The sequence below is a fragment of the Octadecabacter sp. SW4 genome (genome assembly GCF_008065155.1).
Lineage (GTDB): Bacteria > Pseudomonadota > Alphaproteobacteria > Rhodobacterales > Rhodobacteraceae > SW4.
The window spans coordinates 2,732,474-2,750,976 of sequence record NZ_CP042819.1 but is presented as its reverse complement, the minus strand read 5'-3'; the positions used below and the strand labels follow the sequence as shown (position 1 = coordinate 2,750,976).

Below are 18,503 nucleotides of genomic sequence, written 5' to 3'. Positions count from 1 at the left end.
ATGACCTACACGCCGCCCAAAGTCTGGACCTGGGACCAAGAAAATGGCGGGCAGTTCGCCAGTATCAACCGCCCCATCGCAGGTGCCACCCACGACAAGGACTTGCCGGTGGGCAAGCATCCGCTTCAGCTTTATTCACTGGCCACGCCCAATGGCGTCAAGGTCACGGTGATGCTTGAAGAATTGTTGGCGCAGGGGGTGAATGAGGCGGAATATGATGCCTGGTTGATCAACATTGGTGATGGCGACCAATTTGGCAGCGGCTTTGTCGACGTCAACCCCAACTCCAAGATACCGGCGCTGATGGATCGCTCTGGCGACGCGCCCCAGAGGGTGTTTGAAAGCGGGGCGATCCTGCTTTATCTGGCGGAAAAGTTCGGGCATTTCCTTCCCAAGGACCACGGCGCGCGCACCGAATGTCTGTCGTGGTTATTCTGGCAGATGGGCAGCGCGCCCTATTTGGGCGGCGGGTTTGGCCATTTTTATGCCTATGCCCCTGAAAAATTTGAATATCCGATCAACCGTTTCGCGATGGAGACCAAACGTCAGCTGGACGTTCTGGATCGCCAGTTGGCGGATCATCCGTTCATCGCGGGCGCAGATTATACCATCGCCGATATGGCCATCTGGGCGTGGTATGGGCAGTTGGTTCTGGGCCGTCAGTATGGCGCTGCTGACTTTCTGGATGTCGCCAGCTACAAGAATGTCATGGCGTGGGCACAAAAGATCGACGCGCGCCCTGCCGTGAAACGTGGCCGCATGGTGAACCGGACCTTTGGCGAGCCCGAGACGCAATTGCACGAGCGCCATGACGCCAGCGATTTTGACACGCGCACGCAGGACAAGATCGGCGATACCCCCTCGTAATCAGGGCGCAGTGGGTCTAGGGACGGGTATGTTCGATATCTTCCTGGTGGCTGCCCCCGGCCTTGAAAACACCCTGCGCGAAGAAGCTGCCGCTCGTGGTTTCACCAACCCTGTCGTCACGGCGGGGGGTGTCACCGTGCAGGGCGATTGGGCCGAGGTCTGGCGCGCCAATCTGCAGATGCGCGGGGCGGGGCGTGTGCTGGCCCGTATCGGTGAATTTCGTGCCTTCCATCTGGCGCAACTGGATAAGCGGTCGCGCAAGTTCCCCTGGGGCGACGTGCTGCGCGCCGATGTGCCGGTGAAGGTCGAAGCGATTTGCAAAGCCTCGAAAATCTATCATGCGGGCGCGGCAATCCAGCGCGTGGAAAAGGCGCTGGTCGAAGAGTTGGGCGCAACGATTGCCGCTGATGCACCGATCCGGCTGAAATTGCGGATCGACGACAACCTGTGCACCTTCAGCGTCGATACATCAGGTGAAAGCCTGCACAAGCGTGGCCACAAAGAGGCCGTGGGCAAGGCACCCATGCGCGAAAATCTGGCGGCGATGTTCCTGCGGGAATGTGGCTATAACGGCAGCGAGCCGCTGGTTGATCCGATGTGCGGGTCCGGCACGTTTGTGATCGAGGCGGCAGAGATGGCGGCTGGTTTGCACGCTGGCCGCTCGCGCGGTTTTGCCTTTGAACAACTGGCAACATTTGATGCGGCGAGATGGGCAGCCATGCGTGCCGACCAGCCCGCAACCCTGCCGTCGGTGCGGTTTTTTGGCAGCGACCGCGACGATGGTGCAATCCGCATGTCCATCGCCAATGCTGCCCGTGCAGGTGTGGCAGAGTGCACCCAATTTACCCGCGCAGCCGTGAGCGATGTGCAGCGCCCCGATGGCCCGCCCGGACTGGTCATCGTCAACCCGCCATATGGCGCCCGGATCGGCGACAAAAAGCTGCTGTTCGCGGTTTATGGCGCGCTGGGCAAGACGCTGCTGGAGCGGTTCAAGGGTTGGCGGGTCGGGATGGTCACATCTGACAACGGGTTGGCCAAATCATCCGGCCTGCCGTTCAAACCCGCAGGCCCGCCGGTGTCATTCGGCGGGCTGAAGGTCAAGCTGTTCCAGACCGACGCCCTGCGCTAGCTGCGCAGCATTCCAACGATATCGTAGGTTTTTGCCAAGATCGGCGCGGCGATGGTTCGGGCCTTTTCGGCACCCGCTGCCAATGTGCGGTCAATTTCGGCGGGGTCAGCCATCAGGCGGGCCATTTCGGTGCTGATCGGCGCGAGTTTTTCCACGGCAAGATCGGCCAAGGCGGGCTTGAACGCGCCCCAGCCCGCGCCGGAATATTGTGCGATGACGTCGGCGGGCGTGATATCGGCCAGGGCGGCGTAGATATCGACCAGATTGCGTGCTTCGGGGCGGTCGGCCAGCCCTGCGACGGTGTCAGGCAGCGGGGCCGGATCGGTGCGCGCCTTTTTGAATTTCCTGGCGATGGTGTCGGCATCATCGGTCATGTTGATGCGCTCCATATCGCTTTCGCCGGATTTCGACATCTTCTTGGTGCCGTCGCGCAGGTTCATCACGCGGGTCGCGGGGCCGTCGATCACCGGTTCGGTGACGGGAAAGAAATCAGTGCCATAGTCATGGTTGAACTTGTTGGCGATATCGCGGGTCAGTTCGACGTGCTGTTTCTGATCTTCGCCCACGGGGACATGCGTGGCGTGATAGAGCAAAATGTCAGCGGCCATCAGCGCGGGGTAAGCGTATAGGCCGAGCGAGGCTTTTTCAGCGTTCTTGCCGGCCTTGTCCTTGAATTGCGTCATCCGGTTCATCCAGCCAAGGCGGGCGACACAGTTGAAAATCCAACCCAGTTCCGCATGGGCGGACACTTGCGATTGGTTGAACAGGATTGATTGCGCAGGGTCGATCCCCGAGGCCAGATAACCGGCGGCAACTTCGCGGGTGGCATTGCACAATTCGGCAGGGTCCTGCCAGACGGTGATCGCGTGCATATCAACCACGCAGTAAATCGTTTCGAAATCGCCGCCCTGCATCCCGACAAAGCGTTTGATCGCGCCAAGGTAGTTGCCAAGTTGCAGCCCGCCGGACGGTTTGATGCCGGAAAAGACGCGGGGGGTGAATGTCGCTTGGGTCATGATCGGGTCCGGGGCTGGATTTCGGGTTCGCTCTCGCTTACCCATGCCGCAAGAGGCCGTCAACCAAAGGACCCGTTCCATGCGCAGTGAAAACCCGTTCAATGCCATTCCGCCGATCATTCTTGGGCTTGTGGCCGTCGTGGTCGGCGTCGAAGCGGTGCTTAGTCTGGCGGATCAGGGCTGGCTTGGCGGGCGCACGGGGGTCGGCTGGCGGTCTGCGGCGATACAGGATTATGGGATGTCGCCCAATGTCATCGCGGTCGTTTTTGATCAGGGCGTGTGGACGTTCGATCTGCTGAAACGCTTTGTCACCTATCCGTTTGTCCACGGTTCTTTTACCCATGCGTTGTGGGGGATTGTCCTGCTGCTGGCGCTTGGGAAATATGTCGCAGAGATATTGAACCCCGTCGCTGTCATCATTCTGTTTCTGGCCTGCACGATTGGCGGGGCGCTGGTTTACGGGCTTTTGTCACCGCGCAACGTGGCGCTGATCGGGGTATTTCCGCCGGTTTACGGGTTGATCGGTGCCTATACCTATCTGATGTGGTTGACCTTGGGGCGTTTGGGCGAAAACCAGTTCCGTGCATTTTCCCTGATTATCGTCCTTTTGGGGATCATGCTGGTTTACGGGATGGTTTTCGGGTCCACCCCCACGTGGATTGCTGAAATCGCCGGTTTCGTGATTGGCTTGGCCCTCGCGCCGATCCTGTCACCGGGGGGTGGGGCGCGTTCATGACGCGTATCCGACAGCGTTCCTAACGGCGCATTGCCCGTTTGAATTCACCAAGCCGAAATGCGCCAAGGGCATGGCCAAGGGCGAAATAGGTCGTGATGCCGATCGACACCAGCACCGCAAGCGCAAGGTAGCGCCAGGTCGGGACCATCAGGAACGGGCCGATCACCAGCGTCAGCCCCCAAAGGGTCACGCCCATCAACGCCGACACCGCAATGATGCGCCAGATACGGCGTTTGAACCGGGCGTCGAAATGCGCGGCCTCGCCCATGTCGCGTGACCCGCGCCAGAGTAGCAACACCATCGCCCAACCCGCCAAAGTGGTCCCAAGCGCGGCGGCGATATAGCCGATGTAATAGGACAGCCCAAAGGCAACCACGGCATTCACCAACAACGACACAAGAGCATAGTAGAACGGGCGGCGTGTGTCCTCGCGGGCGAAAAACAGCGGTTGCAGGGCTTTTTGCATCACGAAGGCGGGCAGCCCGAGGCCATAGACCGCGACCGCAAGCGCGGTTGCCGCGGCATCATCGGCGCCAAAGGCCCCGCGTTGGAACAGCACCGTGACCAGCGGCAGGGGGATCACCATCAGCGCCACGGCGGCGGGGACCGTCAGTGCAAGGCTCAACTCGCAGGCGCGGTTGAACGCATCACGTCCGCCCGCCATGTCGCCCGCGCGAAGACGGCGCGACAGGTCGGGCAGCAGGACCACGCCGATGGCAATGCCGACCACGCCAAGCGGTAGTTGATACAGGCGATCCGCATAGGACAGCCAGGCAATTGCCCCGTCAAAAAAGCTCGCGACCTGGCGCCCGACCAGCAGGTTGATCTGCACAACACCGCCGGCAAGCGCGGCAGGCGCTGCGATAATCGCAAGGCGTTTCAGGTCCGGTGTCAGGCGCGGGCGGCGCGGGATCAGGCGGAATCCGGCGCGGCTGGCCGCGATCCAGACCAGCACCAGTTGCGCGATCCCCGCCAGCGGCACCGCCCATGCCAGCGTGTCACCCACCGGCCAGCCCAGACGGTTGCCCAACAGGATCGCCGCGACAAAAATCACGTTCAGCAACACCGGCGCAGCGGCGGCGGCCACGAACCGCCCCGTGGCGTTCAAGACGCCGGACAGCAGGGCCGCAAGTGAGATGAACAGGATGTAGGGAAAGGCGATCCGGCCATAGGCCACTGCCAGATCGAAGCGTTCGTCGCCCAGAAACCCGCTGGCCATCGCCATGACCAGAAACGGCATGAACACGGTGGCCAACAGTGTGAAACCGATCAGGATCGTCGCCAGTCCGGTAAAGGCATCGCGTGCGAAATCTGCCGCGTCGTCGTCGCCTTCCAGCTTCTTGGAGAACATCGGCACGAATGCCATGTTGAACGCCCCTTCGGCAAAGAACCGGCGGAACATGTTGGGCAGGCTGAAGGCGACGAGAAATGCCTCGGCCACCGGCCCGGTGCCCAGATAAGCGGCGATCATGATGTCGCGCACAAAGCCAAAGATGCGGCTCAGCAAAGTCCAGACACCGACCGTGAGAAAACCCGAGACAAGGCGGATAGGTTTCAAGATGACGCGTCCTTGTGCGGCTGGGGCTGCCACGCCATTCCCATGTAGCCATGCCCCTGCGCAAGCTCTGTCAGCATTTTTTCCAGCCGCCGTTGCCGCGTTTCTTCACGTTTGGGCGCAGCAATCCAGCCCAACCAGTCATTGCGCTGGTAGGCGGGGCGGGCATCGAATGCTGCGCGCAAGCCACGCGCATCCAGCGCCGCGCGCACAAAGTCGGGCATCGGGTTTATATCGCGTGTCAGGGCCATTGCTCGCTCATGTCAGTTTTGGACTGGTCGCGAACCCGTCGCGCCACAACACAAGCGCCATCACCGGATGGTCATGGGTCGTCATGGCGTGGGACTGGCTGCTTGCATGAAATGACGCGTCACCGGGGCGTAGAACCCGTGAGGGATGGCCTTGACGATGAAATTCGGCTTCGCCTGCAAGAACGAAATAAATCTCCTCGGCGGGGTGGTCGTGCCACGGGTAGTGCAGGCCCGGCGGCATATAGACGACATAGGCAAAAAGGCTTTCGCTTGAAAAGGCGCCGCCGCTGCCGATCAGGCAGTAGCATCCGAAACGGTCGAGGAAATCCTGACCGATATCCGTGCCCTTGTAGGTTTCGCGCCACAGCGCATGGCGCGCTGCCGCGACGAAGGCGTCGCGCAAGCCGGTGTAAGCACGGGTGGTCAAACCCCGATCGCTTTCAAGCAGCGCGCGCGCGGGGATGTCGTGTGCCACGACATTCTGAGGCTTGATATCGGTTGGAAACGGGCAGAAATCCTGAAGCTGGGGAGTTGCCGCATAAACGCGCGAAAATTCGGAAAACAACCTGTCCCAGACGTCTGTTGTCATGCGTGCGCCCTTTCGGCACCCTGTGCGATAGCCTCGCGCAGTTTCGTTTCCAGCGCGCGTTGCTTGCTTTCGGCGTGGAATTTCAGCCCGAACATGTCTTTGACGTAGAAGGTATCGACCACCTGTTCACCGTAAGTCGCGACCACCGCACTGGCGATATAGATGTTGGCGTTGGCCAATGTGCGCGTCAGATCGAACAGCAATCCGGGCCGGTCGCGGGTATCGACCTCGATGATGGTATAAATCTCTGACCCTTCGTTATCAAAGGCGATTGAGGTGGGCACCTTGAAAGCACGCTCACGCTTTTTGATCTTGTCGCGATCGCGCATGGCTTCGCCGGTTACCACCTTGCCCAGCAGGGTCTTCTGTATCATCGCGCGCAGGCGCGGCAGGCGCGTGGGATCATAAGGCGCGCCATTGGCATCTTGAATCCAGAAGGCGGCGGTGGCGTAGCCGTCCTTGGTCGTAAAGGTGCGCGCATCGACGATATTGGCCCCGACCAGCGCGAGCGCGCCACACATCCGGCTGAATATCCCCGGGTGATCGGCCATTGCGAAACAAACGCGCGTGGCGTCGCGGTCGGGATCGGGGGTCAGTTCAAGGCGGATTTCATCGTCACTGATGCCGCGCAAAAGATTGGCAAAATCGGCGTGTGCGGTGACATGAAGGCCTTGCCAATAGGGCGGATAATGGCGGGCCACTTCGGTGCGCAGGTCTTTTTCGTCCCAATCTGGCAGGGCAGCGCGCAGGTTCTTTTTCGCCTCTGTGCCCCGTTCCTCGCGGTTGAGCGCCTCCATCCCTTCTTCAAGGGCGCGGCTGGTTTGGCGGTAAAGCGCGCGCAGCAGCGATGCTTTCCAGTTGTTCCAGGTGTTGGGGCCGACGCCGCGAATGTCGCAGACCGTAAGCACGCACAGCAGATCAAGCCGTTCCTTGGTTTTTACAGCCTTGGCAAAATCACGCACGGTGCGGGGGTCGGCGATATCGCGTTTTTGCGCCATATCCGACATCAGCAGGTGATAGCGCACCAGCCATTCAACGGTGTCACATTCCTTGCGTTTCAGCCCCAGACGCGGGGCGACCTTGCGCGCGATTTGCGCACCCAGCACGGAATGGTCTTCGTCGCGGCCCTTGCCGATGTCATGCAAGAGCAGCGCCACGTAAAGCACCTTGCGGTTGATCCCGTTCTTGATGATCGCGGCCGAGACGGGCAATTCCTCGTCCAGTTCGGCGCGTTCAATTTTGGCAAGGTGGCTGATGCACTGGATCGTGTGTTCGTCAACGGTGTAGTGGTGATACATGTTGAATTGCATCATCGCGACGATGGTTGCGAATTCGGGGATGAAAGCGCCCAGAACGCCCAATTCGTTCATCCGGCGCAGGGCCCGTTCGGGGTTGCCGTGTTTCAGCAGCAGATCAAGGAAAATATGGTTGGCTTCTTTGTCGCTCTGCATCTGGCGATCGATCAGATCAAGGTTGTTCGCCAACAGGCGCATCGCATCGGGGTGCAGCAAGGTGCCCGTGCGCAGGGCTTCCTCGAAGATACGCAGCATGTTCAGCTTGTCGGCCAAAAACAGCGTTTCGTCGGCAACAGTCAGGCGATTCTGGGCGATGGCATAGGGCGCGCGCGCCTTTTTGCGTCGCTTGAGCAAGCGGGTCAGCATCGGTTCGGCTTTGATGTAATGCGTTTCGAGCGCGGTCAGAAAGATGCGGGTCACTTCGCCCACCTGAGTGGCGTGGCGAAAGTAGTCCTGCATAAAGTGTTCGACGGCGCGGCGGCCACCGTGATCGGCGTAGCCCATGCGCGCGGCGACCTCGACTTGCAAATCAAACGTGAGTTGGTCCGTCGCGCGCCCCGTGATCAGGTGCAGGTGGCAGCGCACAGCCCATAGAAAATCCTCGGCCTTGTGAAAGGTATTGTATTCGTCTTGCGTGAATACGCCCGCATCGACCAGTTCCGCAGCGGTGCGCACGTGGTTCACGTATTTGCCGATCCAGTAAAGCGTTTGAAGGTCACGCAGGCCGCCCTTGCCCTCTTTGACGTTGGGTTCGACGACATAGCGCTGCCCACCCTGCTTGCGGTGTCGCTCGGCGCGCTCGGCCAGCTTGGCCTCGATGAAGTCGGGGGCGGTCGATTTGAACAGGTCCTTCCACAGCAGATCGGCCAGCGACTGTGCAAGGTCGGGATCACCTTCAAGGTAGCGGTATTCGACCAGCGAGGTGCGGATCGTGTAATCCTCGCGGGCGAGGCGCAGGCAGTCTTTGACGGTGCGGGTAGCGTGGCCGACCTTCAGCTTGAGATCCCACAGGATATAAAGCAGCGATTCAATCAGGCTTTCGGCCCAGGGGGTCGTCTTGTAGGGCGTGAGGAACAGCAGATCGACATCGGAATGCGGGGCCATTTCGCCGCGCCCATAGCCACCCACCGCAATCACGGCGATGTTTTCAGCGGCGGTCGGATTGGGCAGCGGATGCAGGTGGTCCAGCGCGACCCCAAGCGCGGAAGTGATGATCTGATCGGTCAGCCATGCATAGGCGCGTGTCGTCGGGCGGGCGGCAAACGGGGATTTGGTAAAAGCATCGGCGATGGCTGTGCGCCCGCGCATCTGGGCCTGCGCGAGAACAGCAACGGCGGCGGCACGAATGACTTTGGGATCAGTCTGGCCTTGCAGGGCCGTGACCAGCGCGCTTTCGACCGCAGGTGCGTCGAAGATGTCCTGCGCCGGACAGAGAAAACTGTCCGGCGTCGCGGGGTCTGTGCTGATGTGATCGGATTGGGTGGGAAGGGCGTCAGAGCCCCGCGCCACCAAAGCTTCTGGGGGCTGGGTCAACGATGACAACCTGATTATTGCGGATTTGTGCGACCGCAAGGCCGCGCTCGTTCGTGCCGTTTGGAAGCAGACGGAAGATGCCGCTTGTGCCCTGAAAACCTGACCGCTGTGTCAGTGCCGAGCGGGTCAGCGCAGCACGATTGCCATCGGCGACCAACGCGCCCACGGCAGCAATCCCGTCATAGGCCAGACCCGCCAGCGGGTGCGGTGCCTCGCCATAGGTGGCGGTGTAGCGGCTTTCGAAACCCGCGGTCATTCCTTGGTCAGGCAGCGCGAAATAGCCGCCCTGCAGGCCCGGCAGTGACAGCGCCTGAGGCGCAGCGTTCCAGCGGGTCAGACCGATAAGGGGCGTCGCACCGGGGTTGAACCCCCGATCCGGCAGTGCTGTTGCAAGGATGGGCAGATCGGCGTTGACGCCGCCTGTGACGAACACGGCTTCGGCGCCGGTCGTGCTGACTGCGGCGGCGATTGGACCAGCGGCCTGAAAGATGCCGTCCTGGCTGAAGGCATAGCTTTGGACACCTGTCACAGTTGCGCCGTTGGCACGGGCCGCTGCGGCAATCGCATCGCGGCCAAGGTTGCCTTGCAGGTCGTCGGCATGGGCGATCAGAATGCGGTCAAGCCCTTGGGCGGTCGAGTAACCAACCAATCGGTCGGCCGTGTTGCGGAACGTCGCGCCCAGAACGAAAACGTTGCCACCGGCAATTGTCGTGTTGTTGGAAAAGGCCAGCACGTTGACGCCCGACTGCGCGGCGGCAAGGCCAGCGGCATTCGCGGCCTCGGCATAAAGCGGGCCGATGATGATCCGCGCGCCATCGTTGATCGCCTGGGCGGCCATCGCCGCGGCCTGCTGCGGGTTGCCAGCGGTATTGTAGACGCGCAGGTTAATGGCCACGCCGTTCAGGTCGGCAATCGCCATACGTGCTGCGTTTTCAAGGTTTTGCGCCAGAAAGCTGTCGGTCGCCTGACCTGATCCGCCCGGCACCAAAAGGGCGACCTGCACTGGCGCGCTTGGGTTGATGCTTGGTCCGCCATTGCCCGGCGTGCCGCCAAGCATTGTAGGATCACAGGCCGCAAGCCACAAAAGGGACATGGCGGCAAACAAGCGCAGGGCGGCCTTACGTAGGCTGGGCAAACGGGTAAACATGGACTATCTCACTCCCTCTGGTGGCGCGTTGTGCGCAAAGCTGGCGGGCCGTTGAATGGCCGCGCTTGCTGGGACCATAATAAGGCAGAGGGCACAAGGGTCGAGTCATGATTTTTGAAACCAAGCCACTCGCTGCCGGTCTGTATTTTGTCGCCACGCCAATCGGGGCCGCGCGCGACATCACGCTGCGGGGTCTGGATATACTGGCCAGTGCCGATGTGATAGCCGCCGAAGACACGCGCACCGCACGCAAGTTGATGGATATTCACGGCATCCCTTTGGGGCAGCGCCGTCTGATCGCCTATCACGATCACAGCAGCGAACATGTGCGCGCGCGCTTGATGGCGGAAATCGGCACGGGCAAGTCCGTGGCCTATGTGTCCGAGGCGGGCACGCCGCTGGTCGCCGACCCCGGGTTTGCCCTAGGACGTGCAGCGATTGCCGAAGGATATCAGGTAATTGGCGCGCCTGGCCCTTCGGCTGTTCTGGCCGCCTTGACCGTATCGGGATTGCCCACGGACCGGTTCATGTTTGTCGGGTTCTTGCCAAGCACGGCGGCTGCACGGCGCGCCGAACTGGCCGCGCTGGCTGATGTGGGCGCGACACTGGTGTTTTACGAATCGCCCAAACGCGTTGGTGCTTTGTTAACGGCCATGTGCGAGACTTTGGGGGCAGGGCGGTCGGCTGTGGTTTGTCGTGAGTTGACGAAAAAGTTTGAAGAAGTGCAGCGCGGAACCCTTGGCGAACTGTCGCTCGCTATCGGCGATACGCCGCTGCGCGGTGAAGTTGTGGTACTGGTCGACCGTGGCGAAGGCCGCGAAACCGGCACGGACGAAATCGAAGACGCGTTGCGTGACGCGATGAAAACGATGCGCGTCAAGGATGCGGCAACAGCCGTGGCGGGGGCCTTTGGGCTGGCACGCCGTGATGTCTATCAAATGGCGCTGAAACTCGAGGATAACAGTTGAGCGGGGCAACATCCTATCACGCTGGCCTTTGTGCCGAAGACGCCGTTGCACAAGTTTATGTGCGCCGCGGCCGCCGCATTGTATCGCGCCGCTGGCGTGGCAAGGGCGGTGAGATTGATTTAATCGTGCAGGACGGCGATGGGCTGATCTTTGTCGAGGTCAAGAAAAGCCGCAGTCACGGCCGTGCCGCCCAAAGCCTGTCGCGCCGCCAGATGGACCGGATCAGCATGGCGGCGAGTGAATTTCTGGGCACCCAGCCGCGTGGGCAGTTGACGGACGTGCGCTTTGATCTGGCAACGGTGAATGGGACCGGCGAGATCGCGATCCTTGAAAACGCCTTTCAGGAATTCTAGCGCGCGTGTCTTGCGCCCATAGCTGGGCTGGGCCATCTAAGGTGGGACAGTGACACAGGATGCCCGCGATGACCCTCAAAGTAGCGTTTCAGATGGACCCGATCGGGCCGATTAATATCGACGCTGACAGCACCTTTCGCATCGCCGAGGAAGCGCAGGCGCGCGGCCATTCCCTGTTTTACTACACGCCCGACAAGCTTGCCTATCAAGAGGGGCGGATCACCGCGCGCGGCTGGCCCCTGACCGTCAAGCGCGAGGAGGGGAACCACTTTGCTTTGGGCGAAGCGACCGACGTGGATCTGGCTGATTTCGATGTGGTCTGGCTGCGCCAGGATCCCCCTTTGACATGGGCTATATCACCACGACCCACCTTTTGGACCGGATTCACCCCGACACATTGGTGGTGAACGATCCGTTCTGGGTGCGCAACTATCCTGAAAAACTGCTGGTTCTCGATTTTCCCGATCTGACGCCGCCCACGGCTGTGGCCCGTGACCTTGACACGCTGCGTGCCTTTCGTGCGCGCCACGGCGATATCATCCTCAAACCGCTTTATGGCAATGGCGGGGCTGGTGTGTTCAAGCTGCACGCCGAGGATGGCAACCTTGCCTCGCTTCATGAGATGTTTACTGGGATCAATAATGAACCTCTGATCGCGCAGAAATTTCTGCCCGCTGTTTCGGCGGGCGACAAGAGGGTCATTCTGGTTGATGGCGAAGCCGTTGGCGCGATCAACCGCGTGCCCGCCAAGGGCGAAACGCGATCAAACATGCATGTGGGCGGGCGCGCTGAAAAGGTGGAGTTGACGGCACGCGACCTTGAGATTTGTGCGCGTATCGGCCCGCTTTTGCGGGAAAAAGGGCAGGTTTTTGTCGGGATCGACGTGATTGGCGACTGGCTGACTGAAATCAACGTGACCTCGCCCACCGGTATTCAGGAGCTTGAGCGGTTTGACGGCACGAACATCGCCGAGAAAATCTGGCATGCGATCGAGCGGCGCCGTGCATGAGCCTGCGCGCCCGCTTTTTGAATGGCTATCTGCGGGCGATTGAAAAACCGGCCATCCGGCGCATCGCCAGATTGCCAGTAGCGCGCGCCCGGCAGAAATTCGAGCGCCAGATGCGGATGATCTATGGGCGGCCGCGCGGGCTGCGCAGGGTCCAGATCGCGGGGTTTGACGCGGTTGAAACCGGCCCCGCAGATGCGCCCGTGCCGGTGCTTTATTTTCACGGTGGCGCCTATCTGATCGGCAGCCCGCGGGCCTATGCAGGTTTGGCGCGGCGGCTGGCGCGCCGCTGCGGGTGCCGCGTGATCGTGCCCGCCTATCCCCTTGCGCCTGAACACCCGTTTCCTGCTGCGCCGGATGCGGCGCTGGCGATTTACCGCGCCCTTGCAAAACAGGGTCCGGTGATCTTGGGCGGGGATAGCGCGGGTGGCGGGTTGGCGCTTTCGCTGCTTGGGCAGATTTGTGCGCAGGACTTGCCCCAGCCGTTGCAGACATTTGCGTTGTCGCCCTGGACGGATTTGACCTTGGCCAGCCCCAGCATCGCTGAAAACGCCCAACGCGAAGCGGTGTTGCCGCATGAACGTATGGTGGAGGGGCGCGATGCCTATCTGAACGGTGCACCTGCGGATGATCCGCGCGCATCGCCGGTTTTTGCAGATTTCAAGGGCGCAGCGCCTGTGCGCATCTGGGTTGGAGACACGGAAATCCTGTTGGACGATGCCCGCCGCATGGCTGCGCGGTTGCAGGGGCAGGGTGTTGACGTCGATCTGACCGTTGCGCACGATTTACCCCATGTCTGGCCCATTTTTGCGGGCTGGCAACTGCCCGAATCTGACACGACCCTGGATGATATTGCAGCGGGTATTCACACTTCGCTGGACAGTGCCAAACGATAGCTTACGGCTTCGGCCACGTGGGGTTGGCGCACGTCGGCATCCCCGTCCAGATCGGCAATCGTGCGCGCAACCCGCAGCACACGGTGATAGCCGCGCGCCGACAGTCCGAATCTTTGCGCGACCTTGGTCAGCAAGGCGCGCCCTGCGCTGTCGGGGCTGGCAATTTCCTCGAGCAGGGCGCCCTCCATATCGGCATTGACCCGCACATTCGCATGCCCCGTGAAACGCGCGGTCTGGACATCACGGGCGCTGGTGACGCGGGCGGCCACATCTGCGGAACTATCGCCACATGCAGGCAGATCAAGATCGGAAAAGGCCACGGGCGGCACTTCGACCCGCAAATCAAAACGGTCCATCAGCGGGCCCGAAATGCGCCCAAGATAATCTTCACCGCATTGCGGGACCCGGGCGCAGGCGCGGGCCGGATCAGATAAATATCCGCATTTACAGGGGTTTGCTGCCGCAACCAACATGAATTTGCAGGGGTAGCGCACATGCGCATTGGCGCGCGCGACCACCACATCGCCGGTTTCGATAGGTTGGCGCAGGGTCTCTAGAACGGTGCGCGAAAATTCGGGGAATTCATCCATGAACAGCACGCCGTTGTGCGCCAGACTGATTTCGCCCGGTTTCGCGCCGCGCCCGCCGCCGACAATCGCGGCCATAGACGCAGTATGATGGGGCTCGCGAAACGGACGCTCGCGGCTGATCCCGCCTTCGTCCAAAAGACCCGACAGCGAATGGATCATCGAGGTTTCCAGGGCCTCGGCCGGATCAAGGGGGGAAGGATCCCCGCAAGGCGCGCCGCCAACATGGATTTTCCCGAGCCGGGAGAACCGACCATCAGCAAGTGGTGCCGTCCGGCGGCGGCGATTTCCAGCGCCCGTTTCGCGCGTTCCTGCCCTTTGACGTCGCGCAGATCACGCGCGTGGGTCGGACGGGTGACTTCGCCGGGTTGTGCCGGGGCGATGACAGATTGGCCGGTGAAATGGCGCACCACATCTGCCAACGACCGCGCGCCAATGACATTGGCCGCGCCGACCCAGGCCGCCTCGGCGCCGCAGGTTTGTGGACAAAGCAGGGTGCGGTCCTCGCTTGCGGCAGCCATTGCGGCTGGCAGGGCGCCGACGACCGAAACCAACGTGCCATCAAGCGAGAGTTCACCCAAAGCCAGTGTTTCTTGCGCCTTGTCTTGCGGAATGATGTCGAGGGCGGCCAGCAAAGCGACCGCAATCGGCAAGTCGTAGTGCGACCCTTCCTTTGGCAGGTCGGCGGGCGACATATTGATCGTGATCCGTTTTGACGGCAGGGCGATGGCCATTGCCGTCAGCGCGGCGCGCACCCGCTCGCGGGCTTCGGACACGGCCTTGTCGGGCAGTCCGACGATGGAAAACGCGGGCATCCCCGGCGAAATGGCGCATTGCACCTCGACCTGTCGCGCCTCGACCCCCTCAAAAGCTACCGTGTAGGTCAGTGCGACCATGTATCCCGTCCCTCCGTTATGGTTAACGGTTTGGCAGGAAAGGCGTTTAAGAATGGTTAACGTTCGGTCAGACGGGCCAGTCAGCCTGGGGTAAATCCAGCTCGAATTTTGACATCTCGGGATCAAGTTTCAGGCCGTCCGCCCGCCATTTCCGGAACGCGGGATCGGCAAGATGGGCCGCGACATAGGATTTGGTAATTGATCGTGTATCAAACCCATAGGCGGCCAGCCGTGCCGCCATCGGTGCGAAAATCGCATCGGCAAGGCAGTAGTCGCCGCAAAGCCACGGGCCAGTGGCCCCCGTCACTTCGCGCGCATTGCTCCAGATCTGCTCAAGGCGGTCAAGTTCCGCGGCAATTTCGACGGGCGGTGTGACGGGCGCATAAGCGTGGCGCAGGTTCACCGGCCAGTTACCGCGCAACCCGCCAAAGCTGGAATGCATTTCGTTGGCCAAAGTGCGCGCCACGGCGCGGGCGGCGGGATCGCGGGGCCAGAATGCGATATCGGGATGGCGGCTTGCCAGTTCTTCGGCGATGGCCATGCTGTCGGAGACGATCACACCTTCGGGCGTGCGCATCGTCGGCAAGGTGCGCGCAGGCGAAAGGCCGGACAGGTGGCGTTTGACGTCCGCTTCGTCTTGGGGTTGAAACACGGTGAGCGCGACCTGATCGGCAAGACCAAAGTGTTCAAACATCAAATAGGCCGCGATGGACCAGCTGAAATAGAGGCGATTGCCCAGGAATAATTCATACGTCATGGGCCAAGTTTAGGGCGCTGCGCACTACCGGCCAAGTCGTGATTTGTGCGCGGGATCATCACGGTAAGTGATTGATCCGCGCAATGCCCCTGATGGGCCACATCTGGATTTCCGTGATCGAAAAGTTGGCGATTTGGTGGCTCATCGCCTGATAGGCGGTGCATCCGCTGGCGCGTTGGATCTGCGTCATGATCACGCCGATATGCGCCACGGCAATGATATCGCGGCGGGGGTTTCGCGTTATGATCGCGTCAATCGCGGCGCTGACCCGGGCGGCGACCATGTTCCAGCTTTCGCCCCCGGGTGCCGCCAGATCGCCCGGGGTCTCCCAGAAACGGCGAACAAGGTCGGGGTCGCGGGCGGTCACGTCGCTGTGGTGCAGCCCATCCCAGTCGCCAAAGTCAAATTCACGCAGATTGGGGTTGTGGGGCAGGCGATGGCGCGTGTTCTGGATTGCGTCGGCGGTGTCGACAGCGCGCGACAGGTCCGAAGACACTACGATGGCGGCATCGGGCAGGTCACGGTCAATCCGTGCAATCTGGGCGGTGTCTGACAGGTCGGCAGGCACATCGCGGTGGCCGACGAATGCGGTTTCATGGGTCGGGCCGTGGCGCACCCAAAACACGCGACTCATGGCAGGTCGCCCTTGAGGGTCATTGGCAGGCCGGCGATTACGTTAACGACCAGTTCGGCGCGCGCTGCAATCTCCTGATTAAGCGCGCCCTGCGCGTTGCGGAATGCACGGGCAAGGGCGTTGTCAGGCACGATCCCGGCCCCGACTTCGTTGGAAACCACGACCACGGGGGCGGGGCAGGCGGCAAGCGCGTTCATAAAGTCGTTAACGGTGTCAGGTGCCGGAGGGTTGGCCAAAAGGGCGTTGGACAGCCAGAGCGTTGCGCAATCAAGCAGGACAATCTGGTCGGCGGTCACAGCCTCCAGCGGCGCGGCGATGTCGCGGGGGGCCTCGATTGTGTGCCATTCGTCGCCGCGCTGGGCCTGATGGGCTGAAACTTTGTCAGCCATTTCAGTGTCATAGACCTGCGCTGTCGCCAGATAGACCCTTGGGCGGCCGGTTCCAACCACCAGCGTTTCCGCAAAGGCTGATTTGCCCGAAGCGGCACCGCCCAGAACCAAAGTGATTTGAGGCAAGGAAAATTCAGGCACGTTGGGTGATCCGATGCGGTCTGCGTTGCGTAATACCCCTTAAGAACACGTTGTCACTGCTCAACACAATATGGGGGTTTTCGACATGGCTTTTGATGGACCGTCTGATCAGACTTTTACGCGCCGCGCGATGAAAGCTGAACTTCTGGATGCCGAAACTGAATTGGAACTGGCCTATGCCTGGCGCGATCAGCGCGACGAACAGGCGTTGCATCGGTTGATCACCGCCTACATGCGGCTGGCCATTTCGATGGCCAGCAAGTTTCGCCGTTACGGCGCGCCGATGAACGACCTGATCCAGGAAGCATCACTTGGCCTGATGAAAGCGGCCGATAAATTCGATCCCGACCGCGGCGTGCGCTTTTCGACCTATGCGGTCTGGTGGATCAAGGCGAGCATTCAGGACCATGTGATGCGCAACTGGTCGATGGTGCGCACGGGGTCCACATCGTCGCAGAAATCCCTGTTTTTCAACCTGCGCCGGGTGCAGGCGCGTCTTGAACGCGAAGCCTTGGCGATTGGCGAAACGCTTTCAGGTCACGACCTGCGCGCGCGGATTGCAGCAGACGTGGGCGTGCCCCTGAAAGATGTTGAAATGATGATGGGCCGCTTGGCCGGTTCGGATTTTTCGCTGAATGCGACCCAGTCAGCCGAGGATGAAGGCCGTGAATGGATTGACGCGCTTGAAGATGATGGGCCTCAGGCCGCCGAAACCGTGGAGAACAGCCACGACACAGAGACGCTGCGCCAGTGGCTGATGACGGCCCTCAATCACCTGAACGAGCGCGAGAGGTTTATCGTGCGCGAACGCAAACTGCGCGAAGAACCACGCACGCTCGAGAGCCTTGGCACCGAATTGGGCCTAAGCAAGGAGCGCGTGCGCCAGCTTGAATCGGCTGCATTCGGCAAGATGCGCAAAAGTCTTGAAGGGCAGTCAGCGGAAGTGCATCACTTCCTCGCATGAGGACTCTTGCTCTGATCTCGGCCATATGGGCCTATCCGATCGTCGCCCAGCCGCTGCCCGAGGCTGCGGCAACGGCCGATGTCGTTGTCTTGGGCGAAGTGCACGACAATCCTGCGCATCATGAACGCCAAACAGATTGGGTTGCGCAGATCGCGCCTGCGGCAATCGTGATGGAAATGCTGACACCCGATCAGGCCGCGCTGATCACGCCACAAACGCGCCAGGACCCCAAAGCGCTTGGTGACTTGTTGGCGTGGGATGCTGCAGGTTGGCCCGATTTTGCGATGTATTACCCGATTTTTGCGGCGGCACCGGATGCGCTGATCTACGGCGCGGCAGTGCCGCGCGACGATGCGCGGGCCGCGATGGAAGACGAAATCGCGGCGACCTTTGGGCCAGATGCGGGGGCTTACGGGTTGCTTGGCCCGCTCCCTACGGATCAGCTGGCCGCCCGTATCGCGCTTCAGGATGAGGTGCATTGCAACGCCATGCCAGCCGAAATGCTGCCGACAATGGTGGATATCCAGCGCCTGCGCGATGCTACGCTTGCACGGGCGGTGGTGCGGGCGATGCGTGACACACGGGGCGCCGTGGTCGTGATTACCGGCAACGGCCACGCCCGCAAGGATTGGGGCATGCCGTCAATTCTGGCGGAGGTGATGCCCGATGCGCGTATCTTTGTGCTTGGGCAGACGGAAGACGACGCACCAATGGACGGAGTGTTTGACCTGATCCTGAGTGCGGCGCCCGTTGCGCGCCCGGATCCCTGCGACGCCCTGCGCTAGCTTGTATTT

At 61.3% G+C, this 18,503-nt stretch carries 17 protein-coding genes and 2 pseudogenes; 9 read left to right on the top strand and 10 right to left on the bottom strand.

The features are described from left to right. Complete coding sequence (gene yghU / locus FTO60_RS13600; protein WP_148056467.1) at positions 1-867, top strand: glutathione-dependent disulfide-bond oxidoreductase; 867 nt, start codon at positions 1-3, stop codon at positions 865-867. A gap of 28 nt (positions 868-895) precedes the next feature. After that, positions 896-1,996, top strand: a complete 1,101-nt coding sequence (locus tag FTO60_RS13595) for a class I SAM-dependent RNA methyltransferase (RefSeq protein WP_254696812.1) — start codon at positions 896-898, stop codon at positions 1,994-1,996. Here the strand turns inward: FTO60_RS13595 and trpS are convergent. Further along, complete coding sequence (gene trpS / locus FTO60_RS13590) at positions 1,993-3,012, bottom strand: tryptophan--tRNA ligase (protein WP_148056465.1); 1,020 nt, start codon at positions 3,010-3,012, stop codon at positions 1,993-1,995. The two genes, FTO60_RS13595 and trpS, sit on opposite strands and share 4 nt — an antisense overlap. A gap of 79 nt (positions 3,013-3,091) precedes the next feature. Here trpS and FTO60_RS13585 point away from each other — a divergent pair, with 79 nt between their 5' ends. Then, positions 3,092-3,748: a rhomboid family intramembrane serine protease gene (locus FTO60_RS13585; protein ID WP_148056464.1), complete on the top strand. Its 657-nt coding sequence runs from the start codon at positions 3,092-3,094 to the stop codon at positions 3,746-3,748. 19 nt (positions 3,749-3,767) lie between these two features. Here the strand turns inward: FTO60_RS13585 and murJ are convergent, their stop codons facing one another. The 5 genes from murJ to FTO60_RS13560 are packed head-to-tail and all read right to left on the bottom strand — an operon-like array spanning position 3,768 to position 10,118. Continuing rightward, positions 3,768-5,306, bottom strand: a complete 1,539-nt coding sequence (gene murJ, locus FTO60_RS13580; RefSeq protein ID WP_148056463.1) for a murein biosynthesis integral membrane protein MurJ — start codon at positions 5,304-5,306, stop codon at positions 3,768-3,770. Continuing rightward, positions 5,303-5,554, bottom strand: a complete 252-nt coding sequence (locus tag FTO60_RS13575; protein ID WP_148056462.1) for a YdeI/OmpD-associated family protein — start codon at positions 5,552-5,554, stop codon at positions 5,303-5,305. Before FTO60_RS13575 ends, murJ begins: the two co-directional genes overlap by 4 nt. A gap of 7 nt (positions 5,555-5,561) precedes the next feature. Further along, positions 5,562-6,143 (bottom strand): dimethylsulfonioproprionate lyase family protein, encoded by a 582-nt coding sequence (locus FTO60_RS13570; protein ID WP_148056461.1) that lies wholly within the window; start codon positions 6,141-6,143, stop codon positions 5,562-5,564. Next, positions 6,140-8,905 (bottom strand): [protein-PII] uridylyltransferase, encoded by a 2,766-nt coding sequence (locus FTO60_RS13565; RefSeq protein ID WP_302849712.1) that lies wholly within the window; start codon positions 8,903-8,905, stop codon positions 6,140-6,142. Before FTO60_RS13565 ends, FTO60_RS13570 begins: the two co-directional genes overlap by 4 nt. Before the next feature lie 25 nt (positions 8,906-8,930). Further along, complete coding sequence (locus FTO60_RS13560) at positions 8,931-10,118, bottom strand: penicillin-binding protein activator (protein WP_148056459.1); 1,188 nt, start codon at positions 10,116-10,118, stop codon at positions 8,931-8,933. Between the two features lie 107 nt (positions 10,119-10,225). Here FTO60_RS13560 and rsmI point away from each other — a divergent pair, with 107 nt between their 5' ends. The 4 genes and pseudogenes from rsmI to FTO60_RS13540 all read left to right on the top strand — a co-directional run bounded on the left by rsmI (position 10,226) and on the right by FTO60_RS13540 (position 13,341). After that, the gene (gene rsmI, locus FTO60_RS13555) at positions 10,226-11,086 is read left to right on the top strand and encodes a 16S rRNA (cytidine(1402)-2'-O)-methyltransferase (RefSeq protein ID WP_148056458.1); all 861 of its coding nucleotides are present in this window, start codon (positions 10,226-10,228) and stop codon (positions 11,084-11,086) included. Further along, the gene (locus FTO60_RS13550; RefSeq protein ID WP_148056457.1) at positions 11,083-11,439 is read left to right on the top strand and encodes a YraN family protein; all 357 of its coding nucleotides are present in this window, start codon (positions 11,083-11,085) and stop codon (positions 11,437-11,439) included. Before rsmI ends, FTO60_RS13550 begins: the two co-directional genes overlap by 4 nt. A 68-nt stretch (positions 11,440-11,507) precedes the next feature. Next, positions 11,508-12,448: pseudogene (gshB, locus tag FTO60_RS13545) on the top strand (glutathione synthase). Then, the gene (locus FTO60_RS13540) at positions 12,445-13,341 is read left to right on the top strand and encodes an alpha/beta hydrolase (RefSeq protein ID WP_148056456.1); all 897 of its coding nucleotides are present in this window, start codon (positions 12,445-12,447) and stop codon (positions 13,339-13,341) included. Before gshB ends, FTO60_RS13540 begins: the two are co-directional and overlap by 4 nt. Here FTO60_RS13540 and FTO60_RS13535 read toward each other — a convergent pair. The 4 genes and pseudogenes from FTO60_RS13535 to cobU all read right to left on the bottom strand — a co-directional run bounded on the left by FTO60_RS13535 (position 13,311) and on the right by cobU (position 16,745). Beyond that, positions 13,311-14,824 (bottom strand): annotated as a pseudogene (locus FTO60_RS13535) (YifB family Mg chelatase-like AAA ATPase). The gene FTO60_RS13540 and the pseudogene FTO60_RS13535 overlap by 31 nt on opposite strands. 67 nt (positions 14,825-14,891) lie before the next feature. Then, positions 14,892-15,581 (bottom strand): glutathione S-transferase, encoded by a 690-nt coding sequence (locus FTO60_RS13530; RefSeq protein ID WP_148056455.1) that lies wholly within the window; start codon positions 15,579-15,581, stop codon positions 14,892-14,894. 58 nt (positions 15,582-15,639) lie between these two features. Continuing rightward, positions 15,640-16,215, bottom strand: a complete 576-nt coding sequence (locus FTO60_RS13525; RefSeq protein WP_148056454.1) for a histidine phosphatase family protein — start codon at positions 16,213-16,215, stop codon at positions 15,640-15,642. Next, positions 16,212-16,745 (bottom strand): bifunctional adenosylcobinamide kinase/adenosylcobinamide-phosphate guanylyltransferase, encoded by a 534-nt coding sequence (gene cobU, locus FTO60_RS13520; RefSeq protein WP_148056453.1) that lies wholly within the window; start codon positions 16,743-16,745, stop codon positions 16,212-16,214. Before cobU ends, FTO60_RS13525 begins: the two co-directional genes overlap by 4 nt. Before the next feature lie 85 nt (positions 16,746-16,830). Here cobU and FTO60_RS13515 point away from each other — a divergent pair, with 85 nt between their 5' ends. Continuing rightward, entirely contained in the window at positions 16,831-17,709 is an 879-nt protein-coding gene (locus FTO60_RS13515) for an RNA polymerase factor sigma-32 (protein WP_148056452.1), read from the top strand. Beyond that, positions 17,706-18,494 carry a ChaN family lipoprotein gene (locus FTO60_RS13510; RefSeq protein WP_148056451.1) on the top strand — a complete coding sequence of 263 codons (789 nt, stop codon included), beginning with the start codon at positions 17,706-17,708 and terminating at the stop codon, positions 18,492-18,494. The genes FTO60_RS13515 and FTO60_RS13510 overlap by 4 nt, the downstream gene beginning before the upstream one ends. Positions 18,495-18,503: the final 9 nt, after the last annotated feature.

What these genes read in the sequence shown, in the direction of transcription:
- yghU (WP_148056467.1), top strand. Translation starts at nt 1, where the DNA reads ATGACCTACACGCCGCCCAAAGTCTGGACCTGGGACCAAGAAAATGGC.
- FTO60_RS13595 (WP_254696812.1), top strand. Translation starts at nt 896, where the DNA reads ATGTTCGATATCTTCCTGGTGGCTGCCCCCGGCCTTGAAAACACCCTG.
- trpS (WP_148056465.1), bottom strand. Translation starts at nt 3,012, where the DNA reads ATGACCCAAGCGACATTCACCCCCCGCGTCTTTTCCGGCATCAAACCG.
- FTO60_RS13585 (WP_148056464.1), top strand. Translation starts at nt 3,092, where the DNA reads ATGCGCAGTGAAAACCCGTTCAATGCCATTCCGCCGATCATTCTTGGG.
- FTO60_RS13575 (WP_148056462.1), bottom strand. Translation starts at nt 5,554, where the DNA reads ATGGCCCTGACACGCGATATAAACCCGATGCCCGACTTTGTGCGCGCG.
- FTO60_RS13570 (WP_148056461.1), bottom strand. Translation starts at nt 6,143, where the DNA reads ATGACAACAGACGTCTGGGACAGGTTGTTTTCCGAATTTTCGCGCGTT.
- FTO60_RS13560 (WP_148056459.1), bottom strand. Translation starts at nt 10,118, where the DNA reads ATGTTTACCCGTTTGCCCAGCCTACGTAAGGCCGCCCTGCGCTTGTTT.
- rsmI (WP_148056458.1), top strand. Translation starts at nt 10,226, where the DNA reads ATGATTTTTGAAACCAAGCCACTCGCTGCCGGTCTGTATTTTGTCGCC.
- FTO60_RS13540 (WP_148056456.1), top strand. Translation starts at nt 12,445, where the DNA reads ATGAGCCTGCGCGCCCGCTTTTTGAATGGCTATCTGCGGGCGATTGAA.
- FTO60_RS13530 (WP_148056455.1), bottom strand. Translation starts at nt 15,581, where the DNA reads ATGACGTATGAATTATTCCTGGGCAATCGCCTCTATTTCAGCTGGTCC.
- FTO60_RS13525 (WP_148056454.1), bottom strand. Translation starts at nt 16,215, where the DNA reads ATGAGTCGCGTGTTTTGGGTGCGCCACGGCCCGACCCATGAAACCGCA.
- FTO60_RS13515 (WP_148056452.1), top strand. Translation starts at nt 16,831, where the DNA reads ATGGCTTTTGATGGACCGTCTGATCAGACTTTTACGCGCCGCGCGATG.
- FTO60_RS13510 (WP_148056451.1), top strand. Translation starts at nt 17,706, where the DNA reads ATGAGGACTCTTGCTCTGATCTCGGCCATATGGGCCTATCCGATCGTC.